The 21,334-nt window shown below is 70.4% G+C and carries 21 protein-coding genes; 9 read left to right on the forward strand and 12 right to left on the reverse strand.

Annotated elements, in window-relative coordinates; translation table 11 throughout:
* Positions 1-8: 8 nt before the first annotated feature.
* The 5 genes from ACGFIK_RS01340 to ACGFIK_RS01360 all read right to left on the reverse strand — a co-directional run bounded on the left by ACGFIK_RS01340 (position 9) and on the right by ACGFIK_RS01360 (position 7,806).
* Positions 9-3,656, reverse strand: a complete 3,648-nt coding sequence (locus ACGFIK_RS01340) for a SpoIIE family protein phosphatase (protein WP_327022199.1) — start codon at positions 3,654-3,656, stop codon at positions 9-11.
* Between the two features lie 158 nt (positions 3,657-3,814).
* Positions 3,815-4,582 (reverse strand): 3-oxoacyl-ACP reductase, encoded by a 768-nt coding sequence (locus ACGFIK_RS01345; protein WP_327022200.1) that lies wholly within the window; start codon positions 4,580-4,582, stop codon positions 3,815-3,817.
* A gap of 2 nt (positions 4,583-4,584) precedes the next feature.
* On the reverse strand, positions 4,585-5,934 hold the full coding sequence (locus tag ACGFIK_RS01350; protein ID WP_327027228.1) for an aldehyde dehydrogenase family protein: 1,350 nt from the start codon (positions 5,932-5,934) through the stop codon (positions 4,585-4,587).
* Between the two features lie 151 nt (positions 5,935-6,085).
* Complete coding sequence (locus ACGFIK_RS01355; protein WP_327022201.1) at positions 6,086-7,450, reverse strand: glutamine synthetase family protein; 1,365 nt, start codon at positions 7,448-7,450, stop codon at positions 6,086-6,088.
* 101 nt (positions 7,451-7,551) lie between these two features.
* Complete coding sequence (locus ACGFIK_RS01360) at positions 7,552-7,806, reverse strand: flavin reductase (protein ID WP_327022202.1); 255 nt, start codon at positions 7,804-7,806, stop codon at positions 7,552-7,554.
* A 135-nt stretch (positions 7,807-7,941) separates the two neighbouring features.
* On the opposite strand from ACGFIK_RS01360, the gene ACGFIK_RS01365 reads away from it, so the two are divergent.
* Positions 7,942-8,310, forward strand: coding sequence for a VOC family protein (locus ACGFIK_RS01365; RefSeq protein ID WP_327022203.1), 369 nt, complete (start codon positions 7,942-7,944; stop codon positions 8,308-8,310).
* 63 nt (positions 8,311-8,373) lie between these two features.
* Positions 8,374-9,489, forward strand: a complete 1,116-nt coding sequence (locus ACGFIK_RS01370) for a MerR family transcriptional regulator (RefSeq protein WP_327022204.1) — start codon at positions 8,374-8,376, stop codon at positions 9,487-9,489.
* An 18-nt stretch (positions 9,490-9,507) separates the two neighbouring features.
* Here the strand turns inward: ACGFIK_RS01370 and ACGFIK_RS01375 are convergent, their stop codons facing one another.
* The gene (locus tag ACGFIK_RS01375) at positions 9,508-9,678 is read right to left on the reverse strand and encodes a hypothetical protein (protein ID WP_327022205.1); all 171 of its coding nucleotides are present in this window, start codon (positions 9,676-9,678) and stop codon (positions 9,508-9,510) included.
* Positions 9,679-9,815: 137 nt separating this feature from the next.
* On the opposite strand from ACGFIK_RS01375, the gene ACGFIK_RS01380 reads away from it, so the two are divergent.
* Positions 9,816-10,223, forward strand: coding sequence for a nitroreductase family deazaflavin-dependent oxidoreductase (locus ACGFIK_RS01380; RefSeq protein ID WP_327022206.1), 408 nt, complete (start codon positions 9,816-9,818; stop codon positions 10,221-10,223).
* A 58-nt stretch (positions 10,224-10,281) separates the two neighbouring features.
* Here ACGFIK_RS01380 and ACGFIK_RS01385 read toward each other — a convergent pair whose 3' ends face one another.
* Positions 10,282-10,896: a DUF4291 domain-containing protein gene (locus ACGFIK_RS01385; protein WP_327022207.1), complete on the reverse strand. Its 615-nt coding sequence runs from the start codon at positions 10,894-10,896 to the stop codon at positions 10,282-10,284.
* 223 nt (positions 10,897-11,119) lie between these two features.
* Between ACGFIK_RS01385 and ACGFIK_RS01390 the strand changes: the two genes are divergently transcribed.
* Positions 11,120-11,575, forward strand: coding sequence for an SRPBCC domain-containing protein (locus ACGFIK_RS01390; RefSeq protein WP_327022208.1), 456 nt, complete (start codon positions 11,120-11,122; stop codon positions 11,573-11,575).
* A gap of 197 nt (positions 11,576-11,772) precedes the next feature.
* On the opposite strand, the gene ACGFIK_RS01395 is transcribed toward ACGFIK_RS01390, so the two are convergent.
* Positions 11,773-12,357 carry a TetR/AcrR family transcriptional regulator gene (locus ACGFIK_RS01395; protein ID WP_327022209.1) on the reverse strand — a complete coding sequence of 195 codons (585 nt, stop codon included), beginning with the start codon at positions 12,355-12,357 and terminating at the stop codon, positions 11,773-11,775.
* A gap of 63 nt (positions 12,358-12,420) precedes the next feature.
* On the opposite strand from ACGFIK_RS01395, the gene ACGFIK_RS01400 reads away from it, so the two are divergent.
* From ACGFIK_RS01400 to ACGFIK_RS01410, 3 genes are all read left to right on the forward strand, one after another.
* Positions 12,421-12,879, forward strand: coding sequence for an SDR family NAD(P)-dependent oxidoreductase (locus ACGFIK_RS01400; protein WP_327022210.1), 459 nt, complete (start codon positions 12,421-12,423; stop codon positions 12,877-12,879).
* Between the two features lie 507 nt (positions 12,880-13,386).
* Positions 13,387-13,731: a metalloregulator ArsR/SmtB family transcription factor gene (locus tag ACGFIK_RS01405; RefSeq protein ID WP_327022211.1), complete on the forward strand. Its 345-nt coding sequence runs from the start codon at positions 13,387-13,389 to the stop codon at positions 13,729-13,731.
* Between the two features lie 51 nt (positions 13,732-13,782).
* A complete protein-coding gene (locus ACGFIK_RS01410) occupies positions 13,783-14,430 on the forward strand; it encodes an SRPBCC family protein (protein WP_327022212.1) in 648 nt (215 codons plus the stop codon).
* Between the two features lie 236 nt (positions 14,431-14,666).
* Here ACGFIK_RS01410 and ACGFIK_RS01415 read toward each other — a convergent pair whose 3' ends face one another.
* The 4 genes from ACGFIK_RS01415 to pcaF form a co-directional block, all read right to left on the reverse strand.
* Positions 14,667-15,167, reverse strand: a complete 501-nt coding sequence (locus ACGFIK_RS01415; protein WP_327022213.1) for a DUF456 domain-containing protein — start codon at positions 15,165-15,167, stop codon at positions 14,667-14,669.
* A gap of 78 nt (positions 15,168-15,245) precedes the next feature.
* The gene (locus tag ACGFIK_RS01420; RefSeq protein WP_327022214.1) at positions 15,246-17,384 is read right to left on the reverse strand and encodes an EAL domain-containing protein; all 2,139 of its coding nucleotides are present in this window, start codon (positions 17,382-17,384) and stop codon (positions 15,246-15,248) included.
* A gap of 4 nt (positions 17,385-17,388) precedes the next feature.
* Complete coding sequence (locus tag ACGFIK_RS01425; RefSeq protein ID WP_393337144.1) at positions 17,389-18,207, reverse strand: SAM-dependent methyltransferase; 819 nt, start codon at positions 18,205-18,207, stop codon at positions 17,389-17,391.
* 145 nt (positions 18,208-18,352) lie between these two features.
* Positions 18,353-19,555 (reverse strand): 3-oxoadipyl-CoA thiolase, encoded by a 1,203-nt coding sequence (gene pcaF, locus ACGFIK_RS01430; RefSeq protein ID WP_393337147.1) that lies wholly within the window; start codon positions 19,553-19,555, stop codon positions 18,353-18,355.
* Between the two features lie 106 nt (positions 19,556-19,661).
* On the opposite strand from pcaF, the gene ACGFIK_RS01435 reads away from it, so the two are divergent.
* Positions 19,662-20,627, forward strand: a complete 966-nt coding sequence (locus ACGFIK_RS01435; protein ID WP_327022217.1) for a glutathione S-transferase C-terminal domain-containing protein — start codon at positions 19,662-19,664, stop codon at positions 20,625-20,627.
* Complete coding sequence (locus ACGFIK_RS01440) at positions 20,620-21,321, forward strand: DUF998 domain-containing protein (RefSeq protein ID WP_393337150.1); 702 nt, start codon at positions 20,620-20,622, stop codon at positions 21,319-21,321. Before ACGFIK_RS01435 ends, ACGFIK_RS01440 begins: the two co-directional genes overlap by 8 nt.
* Positions 21,322-21,334 lie beyond the last annotated feature (13 nt).

The following is a 21,334-nucleotide window of genomic DNA, read 5'->3' on the forward strand; positions in this document are numbered from 1 at the left end:
CCCACCGCTCAGTCGGTCAACCGTCGGCGCAGGGTGACCTGGGTGCCGTTCGGGGTGTGCTCTACCGACAGCTCACCCAGGGCCCGGATCAGGGACAGTCCCCGGCCCCGGAAACCCGCCCCGGTCGACTCGCGCCACTGGCCGGTGTCCCGCACGGTCGCCACGACCTCCCGGTTCTCCACCGACACGGTGATCTCGATCACCGGCTCCACCGGGTCGACCGGATGCTCGATCGCGTTCGCCGCCGCCTCGGAGACCGCGACGGTCAGGTCGAACAGGTCGTTCTCGCTGACCTTGTGCCCGACCAGGAAGTCCTCCAGCCGCTTACGCAGCACACTCAGCCGGGTCGGGTCGGCCGGCAACCGCAGGGCGAACCGGTTCAGTTCGGTCGCCTCCAGAGCGAGCACGGCCACATCGTCCCGGCGCGGCCGGTCGGCGACCCGCTCAACCACCGCGTCCACCAGGTCCGCGACGTGTTCGCCCGGTCGGGCGGCGTCGGCCCGCAGTTGGGCCAGGGCCAGGTCGATGGCGACGTGCCGATCCTCGATCAGCCCGTCGGTGTAGAGCAGCAGCCGCTCACCGGCCCGCAGTTCACCGGAGACCGTCTCGTACCCGGCACCGGGGATGGCCCCGATCGGGGGCCCTAGCGCCCGGTCGTGCAGGAACTCCACCTCCCCGCCCCGGATGATCAGCGGGGAGGGATGCCCGGCGTTGGCGTAGCGCACCTGACCGGTGCGGGGGCTGAACCAGAGACAGAAGACCGTGGCGAAGGTACGCGACTCGGTGGAGTCCACCAGCCGGTTCAGCCGGGTCAGCGACTCCCCCGGATCGAAACCCTCCAGGACGTACGCCCGCAGCGCGTTACGCAGTTGGCCCATCGCCGCCGCGGCCGGTACCCCCTTGCCGACCACGTCACCGATCACCAGGACCAGTTCGTCCTCGTCCCGGGCGACCACGTCGTACCAGTCGCCGCCGACCTCGACATCGGCGCTGCCGGGCAGGTACCGGCTGGCCACCACCGTGCCGGGCAGGTGCGGCAGGGTACGGGGCAGCAGGCTGTGCTGCAGGGTGGTGGCGATACGGTGCTCGGCCTCGTAGAGCTGGGCGTTCTCCAGTCGTACCCCGACCAGCCGGGCCAGTTGGGTCAGGGCGGCCTCGTCCGTGCCGACGCCGTCCACGGAGGGCCGCCACACCCGCAGTTCCCCCAGTTGCCGGTTGGCGGCTCCGGTCAACGGCAGTACGAAGGAGGGCTCGGTCGGGGCGGCACCCCCGCCGTCGGCCTCGTACCGTGCCCCGCCGGCGTCGACCACCACCCGGACGGCCTCGGCGAGGCTGAGGGCGTGCCGGGCCGCGACCTGGAGCACCTCGGCCGTGGAGCGGGCGGTGTTCACCGCCACCGCGGCGTCGGCGAGGGCCCGCAACCCTCGGATGATCTGGCCACGCAACTGGCCCAGTTCCACATTGGCGCGGACCCGGGCGATCAACTCCTGCCCGGAGAAGGGCTTGGTCAGGTAGTCGTCCGCCCCGACCGACAGCCCGGCCACCTCCTCCGCCGAGCCGGCCCGGGCGGAGAGCAGGACGATCGGGACGTACCGGGTGCGGGGGTCCGCCCGCAGGGCGGCGACCAGGCCGAATCCGTCCATCCGGGGCATCATCACGTCGGTGAGCACCAGGTCGAAGGTGACCTCGGTGGCCAGCCGCAGGGCCTCGACACCGTCGGCGGCCGTCGTCACCTCCCAGGTCGCGAGCAGCCGGGCCACATGTTCGCGCAGGTCGGGGTTGTCGTCGACGACCAGGATGCGGCCCTGGGGTTCGACGGTGGCCGGTGCCGGGAGGGTGGGGGTGGTGTCACTGGTCCACCGCGCCGACTCGGCCTCGAAGAGGGGGGCCTGACGCGGCTCCCGCTCGGCGTCCTCGGTCTCGGCCACCCGGTCGGCGGGCAGGTGGGCGGTGCCGAACGGGATGGTGACCGCGAAGGTGCTGCCCTTGTCCACCTGGCTGCTCGCGCTGACCTGCCCGCCGTGCATCTCGGCCAACTCGCGGACCAGGGCCAGCCCGATCCCGGTGCCCTCGTGGCTGCGGGAGCGCACTCCCGGCACCCGGTGGAAGCGCTCGAAGACGTGCGGCAGTTCATCCGGGTGGATGCCCACACCGGTGTCGCTGACCTCCAGGCGGGCCACCCCGTCGACCGCCCGGACCCGGACCTGGATCTCGCCCTCGAAGGTGAACTTCACCGCGTTGGAGACCAGGTTGAGGACGACCTTCTCCCACATGTCCTGGTCGACGTAGACCGGCTCGGCCAACGGCGGACAGTCCACCACCAGGCGGATGCCGGTGCGCTCGGTGGCCGACCGGAAGGTGCTGACCAACCGGCTGGTGTAGTCGGCCAGGTCGGTCGGCTCGTAGTGGGCGGCCAGCCGACCGGACTCCAGCCGGGAGAAGTCCAGCACGGTGTTGACCAGCTTCAGCAGGCGCAGTCCGTTGCGGTGCATCATGGTGAGCCGCTGGGTGTACGCCGAGGGCAACGCCGGATCGGCGAGCATCTCCTCCAGCGGCCCCAGCACCAGGGTCAGCGGGGTACGGAACTCGTGGCTGACATTGGCGAAGAAGTTGGTCTTGGCCAGGTCCAGGGCGGCCAGTTCGGCGGCGCGGGCCCGCTCCTGCTCGTACGCCCGCTGTTTGCCGGCCGCCCGCGAGATCTGGGCGGCCACCAACTCGAAGAAGTCCAGGTAGTCGTCGGTGAAGGGCAGCCGGCGGGCCACCCCGAGCACCAGCACCCCGGCGGGCTCGTTCGTCGCACTGATGGGCAGCACCACCATCTGGTCGGCGGCCCCGGCGGGCACCCGGCCGAGCAGGTCGACGGTGGGCACCGTGGCGGCGACCCCGGTCTTCGCCACCTCGACCAGCCGGCTGGGTGGGTCCAGGGGTGCGTCGTCCAACCCGGCTACCCCGGCCTGTTGCAGGCGCCCGTCGCCGGCGTCGAGATAGAGCAGCCCGAAGGGTACGTCGGCCCGATGCCGGTCGAGTACGGCGGTGACGGCCCGACCGAGATCCTCGATGCTGCCCGGGTCGGCCAGTTCCGACCCGAGTTCGGCCAGGGTCCGCAGCCGCCGCTCACCGAGCACCCGGCCGGTGGTCTCACTACAGATGCACAGCACGCCGTGGATCGCCCCGTCCGCGCCGCGGATCGGGTCGTAGGAGACGTCGAAGTAGACGTCCTCGACGAAGCCGTGCCGGTTGAGCAGGAAGTGGTGGTCCTGTGCCTGGTACGCCTCGCCGTCGCGCAGCACCCCGGCCAGCAGCGGCCCCAGCACCTCCCAGGTCTCCGCCCAGTGCTCCCGGGCCGGTTGCCCGAGCACGGCGGGATGCTTGTCGCCGATGGTCGGCCGGTAGGCGTCGTTGTAGAAGGCGCGCAGTTCCTCGCCCCAGAACACGACGATCTGGGCCTTGGAGGCGAGCATGGTGCTCAGGGCGTTGTGCAGCGTGTCCGGCCACTGGTGCGGGCCGCCCAGCGGGCTGGCCGACCAGTCATGGTCACGTAGCAGCCTGCCCATCTCGCCGCCACCGGCGAAGGCCGCCGCGAGCAGAGGCGGGATCCCGCCGTCCGTACCGGACGGATGACTCCCGCCCCCCACACCCCCCTGGGCCGAGTTCATGCAGCCTCCCGGCCGTCCACATGCGCTCCGATCATCCTGCCGCGTTCCGCTTCTACCCCGAAGGACCAGCAACGTAACGCATCAGAGCCATTGGACGCTGCGGAGCGTCGTCGCACCTCCGACACCACCGGGACCGATCACCGTCGGCACCGGGGAGATCACAGCGGGGTGACGTACGCTCCGGTGATCCCGCCGTCGACCACGAACTGGGCGGCGGTCATGAACGAGGCGTCGTCGCTGGCCAGGAAGGCCACCGCGGCGGCGATCTCGCTGGGCTCGCCGAAACGCCCCATCGGCACGTGCACCAGCCGACGGGCGGCGCGTTCCGGGTCGGCCGCGAACAGTTCCCGCAGCAGGGGGGTGGCCACCGGCCCGGGGCACAGGGCGTTGACCCGGATGCCCTCCCGGGCGAACTGCACGCCCAACTCCCGGGTCAGCGCCAGCACCCCGCCCTTGCTGGCGGTGTAGGCGATCTGCGAGGTCGCCGCACCCATCAGGGCCACGAAGGAGGCCGTGTTGATGATCGACCCCCGGCCCTGCCGACGCATGTGCGGGATCACGTACTTGCAGCAGAGGTAGACGCTCGTGGTGTTGACCCGCAGCACCCGTTCCCATGCCTGGAGGCCGGTCTCCAGGATCGAGTCGTCCTCCGGCGGGGAGATGCCGGCGTTGTTGAAGGCGATGTCCACCCGACCGTACCGCTCGACCACTCCGTCGAAGAGGGCCCGCACCGCCGCCTCGTCGGCCACGTCGGCCGCCACGAAGCTGCCGTCGACCTCCTCGGCGGCCCGGCTACCGGCCTCGGCGTCGATGTCGACACAGACCACCTTCGCCCCCTCGGCGGCGAACCGGCGTACCGTGGCCAGCCCGATCCCGCTGGCCGCTCCGGTGACCACGGCGACCCGATCCTGCAAGCGTCCCGGCATACTCACTCCTCCGTACTGATGAACACGTTCTTGACCTCGGTGAAGGCGTGCAGGGCGTCCGGTCCCAACTCCCGCCCCAGCCCGGAACGCTTCATCCCGCCGAAGGGGGTCCAGTACCGCACCGAGGAGTGCGAGTTGACGCTGAGGTTGCCGGCCTCGATCCCCCGGGCCACCCGCAACGCCCGGCCCACCTCCCGGGTCCAGATCGAGCCGGACAGGCCGTACTCGGTGTCGTTGGCCAGCCGGATCGCCTCCGCCTCGTCGTCGAAGGGGAGCACGGAGACCACCGGACCGAAGATCTCCGCCCGCCAGTGCGGGTCGGCCGGCGAGTCGGCGAACAGCACCGTCGGGGGGTACCAGTAGCCGGGGCCGCTGGGGCATCCGCCGGTGAAGGCGACCCGGGCGCCCTCGACATGCCCGGCGACCCGGTCCCGGTGTCCCGCCGAGACCAGGGGGCCCATCTCGGTGTCCTCGGCGGCCGGGTCACCGACCCGGAAGGCCCGTACCGCCGGTTCGAGCAGTTCGAGGAAGCGGTCGTGGACCGACCGCTGCACCAGCAGCCGGGAGCGGGCGCAGCAGTCCTGGCCGGCGTTGTCGAAGACGGCGTACGGCGCGGTGGCCGCCGCCCGTTCCAGGTCCGCGTCGGCGAAGATCACGTTCGCGGACTTGCCGCCCAGCTCCAGGGTCAGCCGCTTCACCTGGGCCGCACAACCGGCCATGATCCTGGTGCCGACCTCGGTGGAACCGGTAAAGACGATCTTGCGTACGGCGGGGTGGGTGACGAACCGTTCGCCGACCACCTCACCCCGACCGGGCAGTACGGTGAACACCCCCTCGGGCAGGCCCGCCTCCAGTGCCAAATCGGCCAGCCGCAGCGCGGTCAACGGGGTCCACTCGGCGGGCTTGAGCACGACCGTGTTGCCGGCGGCCAGGGCCGGGGCGAAGCCCCAGGCGGCGATGGGCATCGGGAAGTTCCACGGCACGATCACCCCGACCACCCCCAGCGGCTCGTGGAAGGTGACATCGAGCCCACCCGGCACCGGGATCTGCCGCCCGGTCAGCCGCTCCGGGGCACCGGCGTAGTAGTCGAGCACGTCCCGCACATTGCCCGCCTCCCAGCGAGCATTGCCGATGGTGTGCCCGGCATTGCGCACCTCCAGCCCCGCAAGCTCCTCCAGATGCGCATCCACCACCGCTGCGAACCGCCGAAGAATCCGCCCCCGCTCCCCCGGCGCCACCCCCCGCCACCCCTCGAAGGCCCGCACCGCCCGCTCAACCGCCGCATCCACCTCCCCCACCGAACACTGCGCAACCTCCCCCAACACCACCCCCCGCGCCGGATCCCAAACCACCCCCACGCCTACCCCTCCCTCTCCCTAACCCGCCCTCGCCCGCCCTCGCCCGCCCCGTCGATCTTGCACTTTTGGTCGGGACAAAAGCCGCTAACCACTGCAAATCAGCGACCACAAGTGCAAGATCGCGGCGGAGAGAAGAAGGGGCGGGTCAGAGGCGTTCGAAGCCACGGGCGAGTTCCCAGTCAGTGACGGCGGCGTCGAAGGCGGACAGTTCGACGCGGGCCATGTTGGCGTAGTGGGCCACCACCTCGGCGCCGAAGGCTTCGCGGGCCACGGTGGAGGACTCCCAGAGGGTGAGGGCGTCGCGCAGGGTGCCGGGGACCCGCTCGGCATCGGCGTCGTCGTAGGCGTTGCCGGTGCACTCCTGCTCCAGGTCCAACTCCTGCTCGATGCCGTGCACCGCCCCCGCCACCAGCGCCGCGATCGCCAGATAGGGGTTCACGTCGGCACCGGGCACCCGGTTCTCCACCCGCATCCCCTGGCCGTGCCCCACCAGCCGCAGGGCGCAGGTGCGATTGTCCGTACCCCAGCGCAGGGCGGTCGGGGCGAACGAGCCCGGCTGGTACCGCTTGTAGGAGTTGATGTTCGGGGCGAAGAACAGGCTCAGCTCACGCATGGTGGCGAGCAGCCCGGCCAGCACCCGCTGCCCGGTGACACTCAGGTACGCCGGGCCGTCGCCGAGCATCGCCGAGCCGCCGGAGGCGTCCCGCAGCGAGAAGTGGATGTGGCAGGAGTTGCCCTCCCGGGCGTTCGCCTTGGCCATGAAGGTGATCGACATGCCCTCCTGGGCGGCGATCTCCTTGGCCCCGTTCTTGTAGATCACATGGTGGTCGGCGCAGGCCACCGCCTCGTCGTACCGGAAGGCGATCTCGTGCTGGCCCAGGTTGCACTCGCCCTTGGCGCTCTCCGGGGTCAGCCCGGCCCCGGCCATCTGGTTGCGGATGCGCCGCAGCAGCGGCTCGACCCGGGCGGTACCCAGCAGCGAATAGTCCACGTTGTACTGGTTGGCCGGGGTCAGGTCCCGGTAGCCCCGCGCCAGCGCCTGCTCGTACGAGTCACGGAACAGCACAAACTCCAACTCCGTGCCGGCGTACGCGGTCAGCCCGTGCGCGGCCAGGCGGTCCAGTTGACCGCGCAGGATCTGCCGGGGCGAGGCGACAACCGGACCGGCCCCGTCGGGCCACTCCAGGTCGGCCAGGAGCATGGCGGTGCCGGGCTGCCAGGGCACCCGGCGCAGGGTGTCGAAGTCCGGCTTCATCACGAAGTCGCCGTACCCGCGTTCCCAGCTCGACATCGCGTACCCGTCGACCGTGTTCATGTCGACGTCCACGGCCAGCAGGTAGTTGCACCCCTCGCTGCCGTGGGCCACCACCTGATCGAGGAAGTACGGGGCGTGGAACCGTTTGCCCTGCAAACGCCCCTGCATGTCGACGAGCGCCAGGGCCACCGTGTCGATCTCGCCCTCGGCGACGGCGACCCGCAGTTGTTCCAGCGTGAGCGGAGCTCTCCTCATCCGCGCGCCTCCATCACCAAGGTCTACCGGCCTAGCCGAAGACCGTCAATGGGCCGCTCCGCTCGTACCCCGATCCCCTGCCCCGACAAACCGACCACCGCTCACCTCCGGTCGCGGCGCCGCGCCCAGCCGAGAAAGCGGTCGTACAGATCCGGGGTGTGCTCGGGGTTCAGTTGGGAGAGTTGGTCCCGGGCCTGGACCATCAGCCCACCCAGGTAGAGCAGCAATCCGAGCCGGTCCTTCCGGTACTCCATCAGCAGGGCCAGCCGGGCCGGCTGACAGGGCCACTCCGCGCCGCAGTTGCGGCACTGCCAGAGCGGACGCATCGCCACGTGGGGAATCACCCGCCGCCCCATCAGCGCACCCACCGTCTGCAGGCGGCACCCTGCACCTCACGCCGGCGTCGTGGCAGTCCTTCGTCGACCTCGCCAAGCAGATCGGCCCCGTGGGCTGACCGCTGAACGTCGTACCCCGCCTGAAGAATGGTGGGCATGTCGCCGCCAACCTCGCACCGGCACCATTCCATCGACTACATCGAGCTGACGGTCACCGACCTGGCCGACGCCAAGCGTTTCTACGCCGATGCGTTCGGCTGGCAGTTCACCGACTACGGCCCGGCGTACGCCGGCATCCAGGGCGGGTCCGGCTCTGAGGTGGGCGGCCTGCGCCAGGACCAGCGGGCACGCACGGGCGGAGGTCCACTGGTGCTGCTCTACTCGGCCGACCTGGAGCAGAGCGTCGAGGCGGTCGAGAATGCCGGTGGCGTGGTGGTGGCGGGGCCGTACGACTTCCCCGGCGGTCGGCGCTTCCACTTCACCGATCCGAGCGGAAACGAACTGGGCGTCTGGGCCGAGGCGTAGCCCGATCAGACCGACAGCGGAGCCCTTGCTCCTAACGTGGCGTCAGGTCACATAGTCGATGGTGTGGATGAGCTACTGACCGTCGGGCGGGTGGCGCGGTTGACCGGCGTCAGCGTCCGCACCCTGCATCACTATGACGAGGTCGGCCTGCTGGTGCCGTCCGCCCGGACCATCTCGGGGCACCGGGCGTACTCCGCAGCCGATGTGGAGCGGCTCCGGGAGGTGCTCGCGTACCGGCGGCTGGGTTTCGGGTTGCGGGAGATCGCCGATCTGGTGGGCGACCCGGCCACCGACCCGGTCGCCCACCTGCGCCGGTTGCGTGGCCTGCTGGTGGACCGGCAGGACCGGGCCGCCGCCATGGTGGCGGCCATCGACCGGGAGTTGGCGGCGCGGGCGATGGGCATCGGTACGACCCCGCAGGAGCCGCTGAAAGCCTTCGGAGCCCGGCTGTACGACGTCATCGGGTCGGCGTACCCCGCGACTCGGCGCACCGAGCCCCGGATCGCCGCGCGGGTCTGGGCGGCGCTGGGTGACGCGCGGACGGTCCTGAACGTCGGGGCGGGCACCGGCTCCTATGAACCGCCCGACCGTGAGGTGACGGCGGTGGAACCGTCGGCGGTCATGCGGGCCCAGCGTCCCCCCGGGGCGGCACCGTGTGTGGCAGCCGCTGCGGAAAGCCTGCCCTTCGAGGACCAGTCCTTCGACGCCGCGATGGCCTTCAGCACCATTCACCACTGGCACGACCCGATCGCCGGGCTGCGCGAGATGCGGCGGGTGGCCCGCCGGGTGGTGGTGTTCACCCATGACGCCAGTGACACCGGCTGGCGTCACCGGTTCTGGCTGACCCGCGACTACCTGCCCGAGGTCGCCGACCTGGTGGCCGACCGTCCGCCGGTGGACCAGGTGGCCGGCGCGATCGGGGCCCACATCGAGCCGGTGCTCATCCCGTGGGACTGTGCGGACGGCTTCTTCGAGGCACACTGGCGCCGGCCTGAGGCGTACCTGGACGAGCGGGTCCGTGGGGCGGTGTCGGTATGGACCAGGGTCGGCCCGCAGGCGCAGCGACGGGCGGTCGAGACCCTCCGCGAAGACCTGGCTTCCGGCCGGTGGGCGGAGCGCAACCGGGAGATTCTCGCCCTCGACGCGGCGGAACTCGGCCTCCGCCTGCTGGTGGCCTGACCACCGGCGCTGTGCCGATCAGCGGTCCGACGGTGGTGCGGGGCTTCCGTTCACCCGGGCAATCTGGGTTTCCTGCACCTGGCGGGCGGTGGTCAGGAAGTCGAGGATCGTGGCGAGCTGGTCCTCGCTGTACCTGACGAGGGCCTGGGCACCGGCCTCGCCGACGGGCAGATAGATCTCCCGTTCCACCTCGCGGGCGAGGTCCGTGCCGCTGACAAGGCGTCGAAGCTCTCGTGAAGGCCCGGCGCTCGACCGCCCTCTGGGCCCGGCAAGAGTGCAGAATGGGTGGACTGTCCAGCCAGGATCGCGCAAGGCGGGGAGAAGACATGAGTGACTGGAACGACAAGGTCATCGCGGAGTTCCGCGCCAACGGCGGGCAGGTGGGCGGCCACTTCGCCGGTGAGCCGCTACTGCTGTTGCACACGGTCGGCGCCCGGAGCGGCCAGCCCCGCGTCAACCCGATGACTTATCAGAAGGTGGACGGCGGCTACGCGGTGTTCGCCTCCAAGGCCGGGGCGCCCACCAATCCCGACTGGTACCACAACCTGCTCGCTCAGCCCCGGGTCCAGGCGGAGATCGGCACCGACACGGTCGAGCTGGTCGCCCGGGTGGCCACCGAGGAGGAGCGGGAGCGGATCTGGAACGCGCAGAAGACCGCGTACCCCATCTTCGCCGACTACGAGCGCAAGACCACCCGCAAGATCCCGGTGATCATTCTGGAACCCGTTCGGTAGGCGGAGACGGGACAAGCCGGCCAACACCGGCAGGGACGGCCGTCACGGTCCATGCCGCTCAGGCACCGATGGGGACGTACGGGCTGGCGTTGAGGCTGGCGGCGATCTGATCCGGGATCGGGTAGACCTGCTCGACCGGCAGGTGAACGACGGCCGCCCGGTCGTCGCCGCGCAGCAGGTCCCGAACCCGGTGCACGGTGGGGGTGATGTCGGTGACGGCGACGATCCAGTCGTCGACGTACCTGTCGACCGCTTCGCCGGAGAGGCCGACCTGTAGCGACCGGTACGGCAGCGGCTGAAGACGCAGGGACCGTTCCGGATCCCACTGCACCCGCACCGGACTGGTCTTCAGCTGCCGTGACCAGGTCGCCTGGTCACCGTGCAGGTCCCGGTCGTAGTGGCTCAGGCAGGCCCGGGCGAGCGCCCACTCGAATCCTTCCCGCGTGATCTCGATGGCCAGTACCCGTTCCTGCCCCGACTTGGTGGCCCAGCCACAGCGGTACATCATCCACAGGAAGGACGGCTTGATCCACGTCATCCGCTCCCGCTTGAAGGGGGCCACGAAACGGCCGGCCACCACCGCCGGCACCGCAATCTGCGGAGGATACGCCTGGTAGACGGTGATGGTGTCGGTTGCGAAGAGGGCGCGGATCTGACGAGCGGGAACGGACATCCTGAGATCCTCACCGATCGGCACTCGGCCGCACCATCGAAATTCCGCGCGCCTACGCTCCGATCGGTGACTCTCCTGTCGGATACTTTGGCTGCGGCCAATGAAGGCGAGCGCATGATCTCGAAGTCGTTTCACCGCACCCGGGTATTGCGCGATGCGCCTGAACGATGCCCGCTCGACGTCCCAGGGCGCTCGGGGCCCTTCACTGAACGGGAGAAGCGGAGTGGATGACTCTTACACAATCGTCGCGACCAGGGAGATAGCGGCACCTGTCGCCAACGTCTGGGATGCCTGGAACGACTCCGAGAAGATCGCGAGATGGTGGGGCCCGGCAGGCTTCCGCAGCACCGTCAAGGAACTCGATGTCCACGAGGGCGGACGTTTCGACGTGACGATGCACGGGCCCGACGGGACTGACTACCAGAATGTGTACGTCTTCGATTCCGTCGAACCCTACCGGCAGCTCGTCTACACCAACGTGGGCTCAGCCGAATTCGGCTTGGCCGCCTTCCAGTCTGTTTTCGACATGGTGGGGACCGGCGACACGACGCAGGTGACCTTGAAGGCACGCTTCACCACGGAGGAAGACAAGCGCAGGCATGTGGAGGAATTCCAGGCCGTTGAAGGCTCTCGGCAACTCCTGGAGCGGCTTGAGGAGCAGGCCAGGTCGATGAGCTGACAACCTGATCCCGGTCAGGTGTCAGGGTCAGCACCAGGCTGCCCCCAGAACTCAAGGTTGGCCCCCACCCTCCTTGTGTCGGTCGATCCTGCGATCGGACGGACCCGAGCGGATGTCGACCGAGCGCTCACCTGGGTGGCAGCCTTTCGACGGTGAGGTAGGTCCCGGGATCCACAGCTGGCGCGGCCGCCGACTGACTAGTCGGGTCGCGATCCTCGGATGAACTGGTCGACGGCTGTCGGCACGAGACCGTCGACCAGGTCCGGCGGGACCAGGTTGCCGTTGGTCAGCGTGGCGATGCCGTGGAGGGTCGCGAACAGCACGATGCCCACCTGCTGCGGGTCGCCGGGGGCGAGTACGCCCTGCTCCTGCCCCTGCACGATCAAATCGTTCAGCAACCCGAACGCCGCCGCCGCGGCGGCGACGAGCCGGTCGGCGCCTTCGCGGTGTTTGCCGGCGAACATCAGATCCAGCAGCGCGGCGTCCTCGGTGGCGAACCGCAGGTAGGCCGTTGCCACACCGTGTAGGCGAGGTTCGAACTCCGGCCCGGCGACGGCGAGCGCCGCGCGCAGCTCCGTGTCCAGTCGGGCGAAACCGGCCTCCGCGAGCGCGTCCAGCAACGCCTGGCGGTCGGCGAAGTGCCGGCGCGGCGCGGCGTGGCTGACCCCTGCCTCCCGGGCCAGCTCGCGCAGGGAGAGCTGCTCCGCGCCGTGTTGGCGCAGGCTGCGCTCGGCGGCGGCGAGCAGTGCCGCACGGAGGTTCCCGTGGTGGTACCCGGACATGGGCTCCACTCTAACGGAATGTAGTCGCTGACATCATTGTTGCCACTGCATACATTGTTTTCCATGAACACATTCACGACTGGCCACATCCCCGCCATGAACAGCCGGACCGTCGTCATCACCGGCGGAAACAGCGGCATCGGCCGCACCGCCGCCCACGCGCTCGCCGCCAAGGGCGCCCGCGTCGTGCTCGCCGTCCGCGACCCCGCGAAGGGGCAGGCCGCCGCCGCGACCATGGCCGGCGATGTCGTCGTACGCCGACTCGACCTGGCCGACCTCGCCTCGGTGCGTACCTTCGCGGAGGGGTTCAGCGACCCGATCGATGTGCTGATCAACAACGCCGGCCTGATGATCCCGCCCCTCGGCCGCACCGCCGACGGCTTCGAGCTTCAACTCGGCACCAACCACCTGGCGCACTTCGCGCTGACCAACCTGCTGCTGCCGCAGATCACCGGCCGGGTGGTCACGGTCTCCTCCAGCGGGCACCGGGCCGGCGCGATCGACTTCGACGACCTCAACTGAGAGCGCAAGCCCTACCGGGCCTTCCGGGCGTACGCCCAGTCGAAGTTGGCGAATCTGCTCTTCACCGCCGAGTTGCAACGCCGACTCACCGAGGTCGCGTCACCGGTGCGCGCCCTCGCCGCCCACCCCGGCCTGGCGGCCACCAACCTGCTCGGGCACCTCGACGGTGACCCCCTGCGGAGGCGTCTGGTGCACACGATTGCGGTCACTTCCTGGCCCAGAGCGAGGAGGACGGCGCGCTGCCCACCCTGTACGCGGCCGTCGCCGACCTCCCGAGTGGCAGTTACGCCGGCCCCGGTGGGCTGCTGCAGGGACGTGGCGCACCGAAGCTGGTCGGCCGCTCCAAGGCCGCCCGGGACGCCGCCACCGCCCGCCGCCTCTGGCTGATCTCCGAAGACCTGACCGGCGTGAGGTTCCCGCTGCCCGCCACACCAGCCAGGAGCAGGTGACACCGACACGATAGATTCAGCATTGACTTAATTAACCTGAAGCTGAAATAGTTCGATCGTGCACGCGTTCGACATCCTCGGCGACCCGGTGAGACGCCGGATACTGGAACTGCTCGCCGACGGCGAACAGGCTGCCGGCTCCGTCAGCGAGGTCATCCGGGCCGAGTTCGGCATCTCGCCACCTGCGGTGTCGCAACACCTGCGAGTGCTGAGGGAGTCGGGGTTCGTCACCGTCCGCCCAGACGGCACGCGCCGCCTCTACAGCGTGGAGGCGGCGCCTCTACGGGAAATCGACGTCTGGCTGGAGCGCTTCCGACAGTTCTGGGATCAGCGCCTGGACGCGTTGGCCACCGAGTTGGCCCGCGGCAGACACCAACGCCGCGAACAGCGCGGCAACCCGTAGGAACACCGTTTCACCGCCAACAAGCGAGCCGCGATCGAGCGAGGAGATGAAATGATCGACATCGTCAACCAGATCAACGCCACTCATCGGAAGATCGGCGATCAGTCGGTAGCCACCGGGGCCGGGCGATCGCTGTTGCTACGACGGACCTACAGCTTCCCGATCGAAGACGTCTGGAGTGCCTGCACCGACCCGGAACGGCTCAGCCGTTGGCTGGGGCCAATCGAGGGCGACCTGCGGGTCGGCGGCAGGTTCCAGCTCAAGGACAACGCCGGTGGCGAGATCCTTCGCTGCGAGGAACCCCGTCTGATCAAGGTGACCTGGGTACTGGGCGAAGGCATGCCGACCGAGGTCGAGGTACGCCTGACGCCCGATGACGACGGACGCACCCTCTTCGAGTTGGAGCATGCCTCGCCCGCCGAGATCGTCGATGAGCTGGTGCGCACGTACGGTCCCGGTGGCACCATCGGAATCGGCGGCGGCTGGGACCTCACCCTCGTCGCTCTCGACATGTTCCTCAACGGCGTGAGCTTCGACTGCGCCACCTGGGAGGACACCCCCGAAGCGAAGAAGTTCGCCGCGGCCAGCTGCCGCGCCTGGGCGCCTGCCGTCCAGGCCACCTGGGGAACCAGCGACGACGACCTCGCGGCGGCCACCGCATTCGCGGTACAGCACTACTTCCCCGAGACCGCGCACTGACCTCGCCTGGGGCCACCCGAGGAGCGCCCACCGCTCGAGCCCACAATTGTGTTGCCGAGAGCTACGGCGTACCCCATTCTTGGGCTTGTGACCAGGCCCGATCGCGACGGGCCGACCCGGGCCCTCGGCACGCCCGGCAGCCGCGGCGGCGCGGGGAAACGTCACCTCTCTCTCGGGTACGGCGTGACGCCCTACCCTGACACCCGCCCCGCGCCGCCTCGGTCCTGGTCCGACGGTCAGGTCAGCACCAGACCGGCCACCCAGAGTGCGCCGATCACCACCCCGGCCAGGAACTCGATCAGCATCGCCAGGCCGGCGGCGGCGACGGCCTGCTTGGTGGCGGGCCAGGCCAGTCCGGTGTCGCCCAGCCGCAGTCGTTCCATCAGGAAGATGCCGCCGACGAAGCCGATGACCAGCCCGACGACCGGGATGACGAAGAAGCCGACCAGACCGAGCAGGGCCCCGACCAGCAGGGTGGCCGTGGGTACCCCGGCCCGCTTGAGGTTGCGGCCCGGCCAGGCGTACTTGACCACGGTGCCGCCCAGGGCGACGACGGTGGCCGCCGCGAGCACCAGCCAGCGGCCGGTGCCGGCCTCCCCGAACAGCGCCCACACGAGGACGCCGCCCCAGCACAGCGGCAGGGCCGGCAGGCCGGGCACCACCACGCCGGCCAGCCCGGCGAGGATGGCCAACGCGGTGATCACCGATATCAGCGCACCGGTCTCTGTCAGGCTCACGCCGACTCCCCATCCGATTGCTTCATCTGTTAAGAAGGGGCCCTTTCTCTACCGCAGGCGTTAACAAGGTGCCCTTCCTTACCCGCCGGCCAGGCGGGTGGAGATGGTTTCGGCGGGTGCTGCACAGCCGAACAGGCGGCCCTGCGCGGAGTCGCAGCGTAGCGCCCGCAGCCGTTCGGCCTGGGCCTCGGTCTCCACCGCCTCGGCGGTCACCCAGAGTTCCAGGGCGTGGGCCAACCGCACCAGGGCGTCGACGATGCGTTCGTCCCGGTGGTCGGCGAGGTCCGGCTCGTCGCCCCGGATGCCCTCGACGAAGGGGGCGGCCAGTTTCAGGCAGGTGATCGGCAGCCGCCGCAGGTACGCCAGATTCGAGTAACCGGTGCCGAAGTCGTCGACGGCCAGCCGGACCCCTAGGGCGGCCAACCGGTGCAGGGTGCGCAGCGGCTCACCGCCGGAGCCCATCACGGCGCTCTCGGTCAACTCCAGTTGCAGCAGATCCGCCGGCAGTCCGCTGCTGGCCAGGGCGTCCGCCACCGTGTCCACGATCACCGGAGCGTCGGCCTGCCGGGCCGCCAGATTGACGCTGACCACCAGCCGTGCCTCGGGGAAGTCGACATGCCACCGGTGGGCGTCCCGGCAGGCCTGCCGCAGCACCCACTCCCCCAGCCGCACGATCAGGCCGGTCTCCTCGGCCAACCCGATGAACATGTCCGGGCCGATCAGGCCCAGCTCGGGGTGCTGCCAGCGGACCAGCGCCTCGACCGCCAGCATCCGACCGTCCAGCAGCGACACGATCGGCTGGTAGTGCACCACGAACTCGTCCCGGTCCAGAGCCACCGGAAGCCCGGCGACCAGGGCCGAGCGGGCGATGTCCCGGGCGCTGCGCTCCGGGTCGTACACCGCCCAGCGGCCCCGGCCCTGCTCCTTGGCCCAGTACAGGGTGGTGTCGGCGGCCTTCATCAGCTCGGAGGGGCTGGTGCCGACCAGGTCCGAGCCGACGATGCCGACGCTGGCCGAGACCATCAGCTGCTGGTCGTCGATGAACACCGGGGCGGCTACTGCGGCCAGTGCCAGTTCGGCCACCGCGATCATGTCCTCGACACCGGCGTCCCCGTCGACCAGGATGACGAATTCGTCCCCGCCCATCCGGGCGACCAGGTAGCCGTGCTCGGCCACACAGCCGGCCAGCCGCCGGGCGATCGTCATGAGCAGCCGGTCGCCGAGATCGTGCCCGAGGCTGTCGTTGATCGCCTTGAAGCCGTCCAGGTCGAGGAAGCAGACCCCGACCCGGCCCGAGGTGGCCAGCAGGCGGCTGAGGGTCTCGAAGAACAGGGTCCGGTTGGGAAGCTCGGTGAGGGGATCGTGCAGCGCCTGGAAGCGCAGTCGATTTTGCAGTTCGTAGCGCTGGGTGATGTCCTCCGCCACCGCGACGGTGAACCGGGGACGACCGTCCTCGTGCCGGATCAGGGAGACCGCCAGGTCCGTCCAGACGGAGCTGCCGTCCTTGCGGTGGTAGCGCTTCTCCACCCGGACGGCGTCATGCTTGCCCTCGACCAGTTCCCGGTACAACTCCCACATGCCGGGCACGTCGTCGCGGTGGAACAGTTCCGCCACGTTGAGGTGCCGCAGTTCCTCGATGGAGTAGCCGAGCATGTCGGCGAAGGGCTGGTTGACGTCGATGATCTGCCCGTCCACGTCGGCGATGCCGATGCCGATGGCCGCACCCCGGAACACCGCCCGGAATCGGGCCTCGCTGTCCCGCAACGCCTGCTCGACGTTGTCCCGGGCCTGCCAGGCCGACCGGGCGATCCGCTCCTGCTGGACGAAGGTGCGGTTGCGCAGGGCCCGGGCGAACCCGGCCGCCAGGCCACCCTGCATCGCCGCGATCCGGTCGTCGAGCCCGGCCGCCCCGCCCAGCACCTGGTCGGGCAGCCGGTCCGCGACCGAACGCACCGCCCACTCGATGACCCCCGGCTCGGTCAGGTGCGCCTCGACCAGGGCCTGGCCGACCTCCTCCGCTGCCGCCGAGGCCACCTCCTCGGCGTCCAGCAACGCCTCGGCCAACCGCAGGGTGTACGACAGCAGCAGCCGCTGGGTGTCGGCCGCGCTCATCGGCATGAAGCCCAGGCGGCGTACCGCCTGTGCCCACTCACTCGCGTAGCTCTGCGCACCGACCGGGTCGACGGCACGCCCCCCGCCGGCGTCGACGGCCGACATCAGATCACTCCGCGGTGCGGTCGTGGCGAGCCACCGCACCGAAGGCGCCGAAACGCTGCGCCTCGGCCGCCACCTCAGCGGGTGAGTCCGGACGCCACAGCTCCATGTGCACCACACCCGGTTCGAGGATCGTCCAGTCACCGAAGAAGTCGGTGATCTCCGCCCGGGAGCGGAGGGTGATCTCGGTGCTGGTCCGCGCGGAGAGCCGCTGCGCGTCCAGCATCTCCTGGGGCTGGTCCTCGAAGGTGGAGTGCGAGATCACCAGGTGACTGCCGGGTGCGGCGGCGGCACGCAAGGTGGCCAGAATGTCGGCGGGACGGTCGGCGTCCGGAACGAAGTGCACCACCCCTGCCAGCAGGATGCCCATCGGCCGACCGAAGTCGAGCAGCTGCAACCTCTCGGCCTCGGCCAGGATCCGCTCCGGCTCGCGCAGGTCGGCGTGGATGACAGCGGTCAGCTCGTTGCCGGCCAGCAGCTCCCGACTGTGGGCCACCGCCACCGGGTCGATGTCGACGTACACCACCCGGGCCTTCGGGTCGGCGGCCTGGGCGACCTCGTGCACGTTGCCGACGGTGGGGATGCCGGAGCCGATGTCGAGGAACTGGTCGATGCCGGCGTCGAGCAGCACCCGTACCGCCCGGCGCAGGAACTCCCGACCCGCCCGCATGGTGGCCGGCAGGTTCGGGGTCATGGCCGCTATCTGATCGGCCAACTGTCGGTCGATCTCGAAATTGTGGGCGCCGCCCAGGAAGTAGTCGTACACCCGGGCCGCGCTGGGCCGGGAAAGGTCGATCTCGATTGGTGGTCCGTCCGGCTGCTGCACTGGTCACCCCAAGTCCTCGCCACAGATCAAGTGACGCTGACTACTCTAGGCCCGCGCGGCACACCCTGGGAGATCCACAAGGCTCTTTGTCGACAGCCGACCCCGCACCCGCCCGGGCTACCCCCGGGCGGGGTCAGGCGGCGGGTCAGGCGGCTTCCAGCAGCAGGGCGATGCCCTGCCCCACGCCCACGCACATGGTGGCCAGGGCCCGCCGGCCGCCGCGACGACGCAGCTCCAGGGCGGCCGTCAGCGCGAGCCGGGCCCCGCTGGCACCCAGGGGGTGTCCCAGCGCGATGGCGCCACCGTTGGGGTTGACGTGCTCGGCGTCCTCGGGCAGCCCCAGCTCCCGCAGCACCGCCACGGCCTGGGCGGCGAACGCCTCGTTCAACTCGATCACGTCCAGGTCGGCCACGGTCAGGCCCTGGCGCTCAAGCAGCCGCTGGGTCGCCGGCACCGGACCGATACCCATGATCCGTGGGGGCACCCCGGCGGTCGCCGTCCCGACCACCCGGGCCAGCGGGGTGAGATCGTACTCCTCGACGGCCCGCTGCGAGGCGACCAGCAGCGCCACCGCACCGTCGTTGACCCCGGAGGAGTTGCCGGCGGTCACCGTGCCGCCGGTACGGAAGGGGGTGGGCAGGGCGCCCAGCTTCTCCATCGAGGTCTGCCGGGGATGCTCGTCGTGCTCGACCAGCCGGGTCTCCCGCCGACCCGCCGGTACGGTCACCGGCACGATCTCCTCGGCCAGCCGCCCGTCGGCCTGCGCCTTGGCGGCACGCACCTGCGAGCGGTACGCGAACTCGTCCTGGGCCAGCCGGTCCACCCCGAACTCGACGGCGACGTTCTCCGCCGTCTCCGGCATCGAGTCGACCCCCCAGCCCTGCTCCATCAGGGGGTTGACCAGCCGCCAACCGATCGTGGTGTCGTACACCTCGGCGGCCCGGGAGAAGGCGCTGGTGGCCTTCGGCATGACGAAGGGGGCCCGGCTCATGCTCTCCACCCCGCCGGCCACGACCAGATCGGCCTCCCCGGCGACGATCGCCCGCGCGGCCGAGGCCAGGGCGTCTAGGCCGGAGCCGCAGAGCCGGTTGACCGTGCTGCCGGACACCTGCTCCGGCAGCCCGCCGAGCAGCGCCGCCATCCGGGCCACGTTGCGGTTGTCCTCGCCGGCCTGGTTGGCGCAGCCGAAGACCACGTCATCGGTCCGGGACCAGTCCACCGACGGGTGCCGGGCGACCAGTTCCCGGATAACGTGCGCGGCCAGGTCGTCGGGGCGTACGCCCGCTAGCGCGCCGGCGTACCGGCCGATCGGGGTGCGGACACCGGCCACCAGGTATGCCACCGTCATCGCAGATCCTTCGGGGGTGGGAAGGCGGGGGTAGGAAGCAGCCATTGGATCAAGGGAAGCTTCGACCGCCAGGATATCGCCGACCGGGCCGGATAGGTTTGTCGGCATGGCAAGAGCCCAGTTCGACGCGGAGACCAGCCAGGCCGGTGCCTTCGTCCGCCAACCCAACCGGTTCACCGGGCGGGTCACCCCGCATTCCACTTCACCCCCCGGTGGCGGCCCGGACGAGCAGGGCCGCTGGCCCCTGGAACCCGGCCGGTACCGGCTGATCTGGTGCCGGGCCTGCCCCTGGGCACACCGGGCCCTGATCGTGCGCGATCTGCTGGGGCTGGACGAGGTCATCTCCCTGGGCACGGTCGACCCGATCCGGGACGAGCGGGGCTGGCGGTTCACCCTCGACCCGGACGGCTTCGACCCCGTGCTGGGCGTCGGTTTCCTCTCCGAGGCGTACCTCGCCACCGACCCCGACTACACCGGCCGGGTCACCGTGCCGGCCCTGATCGACACCCGCACCGGGCGGGTGGTCACCAACGACTACCCGCAGCTCACCCTGGATCTGTCCACCGAGTGGCGACGGCTGCACGCACCGGACGCCCCGGACCTCTACCCGGTGGCGCTGCGGCCGGAGATGGACCGGCTGATGGCCGAGATCCACCGGGACGTCAACAACGGGGTGTACCGCTGCGGTTTCGCCACCTCCCAGCAGGCGTACGACGAGGCGTACCGGGCCCTGTTCGACCGGTTGGACGCGCTGTCGCAGCGGCTGGCCGACCAGCGGTACCTGATGGGCGACACGATCACCGAGGCGGACATCCGGCTGTTCACCACCCTGGTCCGCTTCGATGTGGCGTACCACGGGCACTTCAAGTGCAACCGACAGAAGCTGACCGAGATGCCGGTGCTGTGGGCGTACGCCCGGGATCTGTTCACCACCCCCGGTTTCGGGGAGACCGTCGACTTCGATCACATCAAGCGGCACTACTACGCCACCCACGACGAGATCAACCCGAGTGGTGTCGTACCGCTCGGCCCGGACCTGCACGGCTGGATGACGCCGCACGGACGTGGCTGAGCCCCGCGCGACCGGTGCGGCCGTCTGCGTACTCGCCGGCGCGATCGCGGCGACCCTCGCCGTGGTCGTCGGTCCCGGTCCGAGCCTGGCCGGGTACGTCAGCGAGGCCGGGGTGACCGGCAACCGGTACGCCTGGACCTACCGGCTGGGATTGTTCACCCTCGGCGCCGCACTGCTGCTCCTCGCCTCCGCCCTACGCGACCACCTGGCCCGGCGTGACCATCCCGGGCGGCAGCCGGACAAGGCGTTGCGGGTGGGGGTGCTGCTGCTCGTCGCGGGTGCGCTGGCCACCGGCCTGTCCGCTGCGGTGCCCTGTAGCACCGGCTGCCCACTGCCGCCGTTCGAGGCGGCGACCGTGGCGGATCTGGTGCACGGGGCGGTCAGCATCGTCGCGGCCGGCGCCACCGTCCTCGCCATGATCGCGATCGTGCTGTCCCGGGTGGCGACGGACCCGCTGCGCCGAACCGCCGGGATCAGCCTGGCGGCGGCTCTCCCCCTGGCCGGCGCCCTAGCCCTGGCCATGCTGTTCATCGGCCGGGGACCGCTGGCCGGGGTGCTGGAACGCCTACTGCTGCTGGTGATCGTCTCCTGGGGGGCGGTATCCGCTCTGATCCTCGCCACCGGGTCCGCAGCCGCCGACCGCCGGGACCCCTTGGCGGGTGCTTCAGCACACCATGGCCGCCCGCCCGGATAGCACCTGCTCCGGG

It is taken from the genome of Micromonospora sp. NPDC048871 (assembly GCF_043198155.1).
Taxonomy (GTDB): Bacteria; Actinomycetota; Actinomycetes; order Mycobacteriales; family Micromonosporaceae; genus Micromonospora.

What these genes read in the sequence shown, in the direction of transcription:
- ACGFIK_RS01355 (WP_327022201.1), bottom strand. Translation starts at nt 7,450, where the DNA reads ATGAGGAGAGCTCCGCTCACGCTGGAACAACTGCGGGTCGCCGTCGCC.
- ACGFIK_RS01380 (WP_327022206.1), top strand. Translation starts at nt 9,816, where the DNA reads ATGAGTGACTGGAACGACAAGGTCATCGCGGAGTTCCGCGCCAACGGC.
- ACGFIK_RS01435 (WP_327022217.1), top strand. Translation starts at nt 19,662, where the DNA reads ATGGCAAGAGCCCAGTTCGACGCGGAGACCAGCCAGGCCGGTGCCTTC.
- ACGFIK_RS01345 (WP_327022200.1), bottom strand. Translation starts at nt 4,582, where the DNA reads ATGCCGGGACGCTTGCAGGATCGGGTCGCCGTGGTCACCGGAGCGGCC.
- ACGFIK_RS01360 (WP_327022202.1), bottom strand. Translation starts at nt 7,806, where the DNA reads ATGGGGCGGCGGGTGATTCCCCACGTGGCGATGCGTCCGCTCTGGCAG.
- ACGFIK_RS01395 (WP_327022209.1), bottom strand. Translation starts at nt 12,357, where the DNA reads ATGTCCGGGTACCACCACGGGAACCTCCGTGCGGCACTGCTCGCCGCC.
- ACGFIK_RS01420 (WP_327022214.1), bottom strand. Translation starts at nt 17,384, where the DNA reads ATGTCGGCCGTCGACGCCGGCGGGGGGCGTGCCGTCGACCCGGTCGGT.
- ACGFIK_RS01340 (WP_327022199.1), bottom strand. Translation starts at nt 3,656, where the DNA reads ATGAACTCGGCCCAGGGGGGTGTGGGGGGCGGGAGTCATCCGTCCGGT.
- ACGFIK_RS01400 (WP_327022210.1), top strand. Translation starts at nt 12,421, where the DNA reads ATGAACACATTCACGACTGGCCACATCCCCGCCATGAACAGCCGGACC.
- ACGFIK_RS01385 (WP_327022207.1), bottom strand. Translation starts at nt 10,896, where the DNA reads ATGTCCGTTCCCGCTCGTCAGATCCGCGCCCTCTTCGCAACCGACACC.
- ACGFIK_RS01365 (WP_327022203.1), top strand. Translation starts at nt 7,942, where the DNA reads ATGTCGCCGCCAACCTCGCACCGGCACCATTCCATCGACTACATCGAG.
- ACGFIK_RS01410 (WP_327022212.1), top strand. Translation starts at nt 13,783, where the DNA reads ATGATCGACATCGTCAACCAGATCAACGCCACTCATCGGAAGATCGGC.
- pcaF (WP_393337147.1), bottom strand. Translation starts at nt 19,555, where the DNA reads ATGACGGTGGCATACCTGGTGGCCGGTGTCCGCACCCCGATCGGCCGG.